The following is a 4,143-nucleotide window of genomic DNA, read 5'->3' as shown; positions in this document are numbered from 1 at the left end:
CACCCCCGCCCCGAACCCCCCGGCCCCCCCCCAAAACCCCCCGGCCCCGCGGGCGGGGGCCCGCCGGGCCCCCCCCGCGGTGCGCGCTACACCGGGAACAGGCTGTGCTTGCGCGGGTTGTTGCGCGGGCGCGGGTTCTTGTCGCGCAGCAGCCGCAGCGCCTTGCGGATCTCCAGCCGGGTCTGCGAGGGCTCGATGACGCCGTCGATGTAGCCGCGCTCGGCGGCGATCCACGGGGTGGCCATGGTGGCGTTGTAGAAGTCGATCATCTGCTGGCGCACCAGCGGACGCTGCTCCTCCGGCGTCTCGGCCAGGCGCTTGCGGCCGATGATGCCGACCATGCTCTCCGCGCCCATGACCGCGATGCGCGCGGTGGGCCAGGCGAAGCTGATGTCGGCGCCGAGCGGCTTGCAGCCCATGACCGCGTAGCCGCCGCCGTAGGCCTTTCGGGTCACGATGGTGACGATCGGGACGGTCGCCTCGATGACCGCGCGGAAGAAGCGGCCGCCGCGCTTGATGACGCCGTTGCGCTCCTCCTCGATGCCGGGCAGCACGCCCGGGGTGTCGACCACGAAGATCAGCGGCAGGCCGAAGGCGTCGCACAGCCGGATGAAGTGGGTGGCCTTGTCGGAGGCCTGGGCGTCGAGCGCGCCGCCGAGCACCTGCGGCTGGTTGGCGATCACGCCGACGCTGCGGCCGTCGACCCGGGCGAAGGCGGTGATGAGATTGGGCGCGGTGCCGGAGGCGACCTCGTGCAGCTGACCGTCGTCGAAGATGCGCAGCAGCACCTCGTGCATGTCGTAGCCGGCCTTGTCCGAGTCCGGGATGATCGAGTCGAGTTCGAGGTCGTGCTCGGTGATCTCGGGCTCGAGGCCGGGGTTGATCACCGGCGCCTGCTCGAGGCAGCTCGTCGGCAGGTAGCTCAGGTATTCGCGCACCCAGTCGAACGCGGCCTGCTCGGTCGGCGCCACGTGGTGCACGGTGCCGTTCTTCGCCTGCACCGCGGCGCCGCCGAGTTCGTCGGCGCTGACCGTCTCGCCGGTGACCGCCTTGATCACCTCGGGGCCGGTGACGAACATGTAGGACTTCTCGGTGGCCACCAGCACGTCCATGTTCACCGGCCCGTACACCGAGCCCGCCGCGCACTTGCCGAGCATGATCGCCACCTGCGGCACGAAGCCGGACAGGTCCTCCTGTCTGCGGCACATCATGGCGTACCAGGCCAGCGAGGTCACCGCGTCCTGGATGCGGGCGCCGCCGGAGTCGTTGACGGCGATCACCGGGCAGGCGTTGCGGTAGGCGAAGTCCATGGCATTGGCGACCTTGCGGCCGAACATCTCGCCGACCGAGCCGCCGTGCACGGTCTGGTCGTGGGCGATGACCACCACGGGCCTGCCGTCGATGGTGCCCCGGCCGGTGACCACGCCGTCGCCGTACACGGCATCGCCGCCGCCGGGCTGGCGCACCAGTTTGCCGAGTTCGACGAAGCTGCCCTTGTCGACGAGCATGCGCACGCGCTCGCGGGCGCTGGGGATCTCCTTCGCCTTGCGCTTGGCGATGCCCGCTTCGCCCGCAGGTTCCTCGGCGAGTTCCAGGATCTCCAGGAGTTGATCCAGCTTGTCCCGCGTACCGCTCATGTGTTGTCTTCGTCCTTCGAACTCGCCGTGGCGCCTGGCCCGTCCGGGAGCCGAACGGGGGCGCGGCGCTCGACTCTATCGGTGATGAGACGCTTCGCACACCCCGGGATGCGATGTCATGGTGGCGCGCGGGGCGTGTCCGGGCGCGTTCACAACGAAACCGCGCCGGCCCTGGACACTTGCGGGACCTCCCGACAGCCGTCCGGCCGGTATCATCAGGCGCACCCGCCACGGCGAGTGCGGCAGTGTTCACGACGGATGGGGGCAGGCGATGCGACCGGCTCTGAGGTGCCTGGTCTGGGAACTCGACAACACGCTGTGGGACGGCGTGGTCACCGACGCGACGAACGGCGCGCCCCGGCCGGAGGCGATGCGGACCCTGCGCACGCTCAGCGAGCGTGGCATCTGGCATGCGGCGGCCAGCCGCGGCGACCGGGCCATGACCCTCGATCAGCTCTACCGGTACGGCCTCTACGAGATGTTCTCCGCGATGGAGATCGGCTGGGGCCGCAAGTCCGACTCCATCGTGCGGATCGCCCGCACGCTCGGCCTGAGCCTGGACACCATCGCCTTCATCGACGACGAGCCGGTGGAACGCGCCGAGGTGCTGCGCGCGCTGCCGCAGGTGCGTTGCTATGCCGCGCGCAATGTCGACGTGCTGGCCGCGCTGCCGGACTTCCGGCCGGTGCGCCGGTCGGGGCCGCATCCGACCCCGCCGCTCGGCTTCGACCGCATCCCAGCCATCTGAAACCCGGCCGTCCGAAACCCGGCCGAGCCGGACGCGCGCCGGGGCCGCACGGGGATCGGCGCGGTCCGCGTGGCTCAATTCGCCGACCGCAGGAAGCGGGCCGCCTGCTCGCCGATGAACACGCTCGGCGCGTGCGTGTGCCCACGGACCTGCACGGGCATCACCGAGGCGTCGGCCACGCGCAGGTTCGCCACCCCGCGCACCCGCAGGTCGGGGTCCACCACGCTGGCCGGGTCGGTGCCCATGCGGCAGGTGCCGATCGGGTGGTAGAGGGTGTGCGCGTAGTTCGTCAGCGTGTGCTCGAGCACGGCTTCCAGGTCGGCGGGCGCGTTCGGCGGGTAGATCAGATCGCCGAGCACGGCCTTCATGGCGGGGGCTTCGGCGATTCTGGCGCAGGTGCGCAGGCCCGCGAGGATGGCGGCCCGGTCGGCGCCGGCGCTGTCGGACAGGTAGCGCGGGTCGATGACCGGCTTGGCCTGCGGGTCGGCCGATTCGAGCGCGACGCTGCCCCGGCTGCGCGGGCGCAGCAGGACGGTGGCGAGAATGTTGCCGTGCTCGGCGGGCTCGACGAGGCCCTCGTGGTAGAACGGCGCCGGCGCGTAGACCAGTTCCAGGTCGGGCTGCTCGAGCTCGGGCCTGCTCTTGACGAAACCGTAGGCCTCACCGACGTTCGAGGTCAGCATGCCGCGACGGCGCAGCAGGTAGTTCACCAGCTCGAGCGGCTTCTCGGCCGCGAACAGGGTGTCCTCGCAGGAGTAGCCGATACCGGCGACCAGGTGGTCCTGGAGGTTCGAGCCGACCTCGGGGGCGTGGTGCACCACCGGGATGCCGTGGCGGGCCAGTTCGTCGGAATCGCCGATGCCGGAGAGCATGAGCAACTGCGGGCTGTTGATCGCGCCGCCGCACAGCACCACCTCACGGTTGGCGCGCACCAGGAAAGTGGCCGGGCCGCGGCGGTATTCGACGCCGATCGCCCGGTTGCCCTCGAAAAGCACCTTGGAGACGTGCGACTCGCCGAGGACGGTGAGATTGCGCCTGCGCATGGCCGGTCGCAGATAGGCGTCGGCGGTGCTCCAGCGCCTGCCCTGGCGCTGGGTGACCATGGTCTGTGAGAAGCCCTCCGGCTGCGGGCGATTCGGCGGCTCGACCGCGAAGCCCGCCTCCCGCACCGCGCTCAGGAAGGCGGCGGTGGAACTGCGCGGGCTGCGCTGGTGCTGGACGTGCAGCGGCCCGCCGGTGCCCTCGTCGGGATACTGGGCGTCCTGGACGTTCTCGATGCGACGGAACTGTTCGACCGCGGCGGCGAAATCCCATCGCTCGTCCGCCAGCAGCGCCCACTCGTCGTAGTCGGCGCGGAAGCCGCGCACCCACATCATGGCGTTCATCGACGAGGAGCCGCCGAACATCCGCCCGCGCGGCCAGTAGATCTGCCGGTTGCCGAGCTGCGGCTGGGGCTCGGTGAGATAGTCCCAATCCAGTTCGGTGCGGAAGAGCTTGGAGAACCCCGCGGGGATGTGGACGAACTTGTTCTTGTCCGCGGGGCCCGCCTCCAGCGCGACCACGGTCACGCCGGGGTCCTCGCTGAGCCGGGCGGCGACCACCGCGCCGGCGGATCCGGTCCCGACGACGACGTAGTCGGCGGTGATCTGTTCTGAGGCCACTGGTCCCACTCCGATCTTCTGCTCCTCGGGCAAAGATACGAGCTTCCCGGCCCGCTCCGGTGGGTTTCGGCCGCGCGGGCCCCGGCGCACCGGGGCC

The 4,143-nt window shown here is 70.9% G+C and carries 3 protein-coding genes; 1 reads left to right on the top strand and 2 read right to left on the bottom strand.

Features of this window, described 5'->3' with window-relative positions:
• Positions 1-86: 86 nt before the first annotated feature.
• Positions 87-1,637, bottom strand: coding sequence for an acyl-CoA carboxylase subunit beta (locus QH283_RS18750; protein WP_280504287.1), 1,551 nt, complete (start codon positions 1,635-1,637; stop codon positions 87-89).
• A gap of 271 nt (positions 1,638-1,908) precedes the next feature.
• Between QH283_RS18750 and QH283_RS18745 the strand changes: the two genes are divergently transcribed.
• Entirely contained in the window at positions 1,909-2,385 is a 477-nt protein-coding gene (locus QH283_RS18745; protein ID WP_280504286.1) for an HAD-IIIC family phosphatase, read from the top strand.
• A gap of 74 nt (positions 2,386-2,459) precedes the next feature.
• Here the strand turns inward: QH283_RS18745 and QH283_RS18740 are convergent, their stop codons facing one another.
• The gene (locus QH283_RS18740; RefSeq protein ID WP_280504285.1) at positions 2,460-4,046 is read right to left on the bottom strand and encodes a GMC family oxidoreductase; all 1,587 of its coding nucleotides are present in this window, start codon (positions 4,044-4,046) and stop codon (positions 2,460-2,462) included.
• Between the last annotated feature and the right edge of the window lie 97 nt (positions 4,047-4,143).

Source organism: Nocardia farcinica (genome assembly GCF_029867845.1).
Lineage (GTDB): Bacteria > Actinomycetota > Actinomycetes > Mycobacteriales > Mycobacteriaceae > Nocardia > Nocardia farcinica_A.
Note: the sequence above shows the minus strand (reverse complement) of the source record. Positions and strands in the feature narration are given on the sequence as shown.

Coding starts and splice junctions, on each gene's coding strand:
- QH283_RS18745 (WP_280504286.1), top strand. CDS start 1,909: ATGCGACCGGCTCTGAGGTGCCTGGTCTGGGAACTCGACAACACGCTG.
- QH283_RS18750 (WP_280504287.1), bottom strand. CDS start 1,637: ATGAGCGGTACGCGGGACAAGCTGGATCAACTCCTGGAGATCCTGGAA.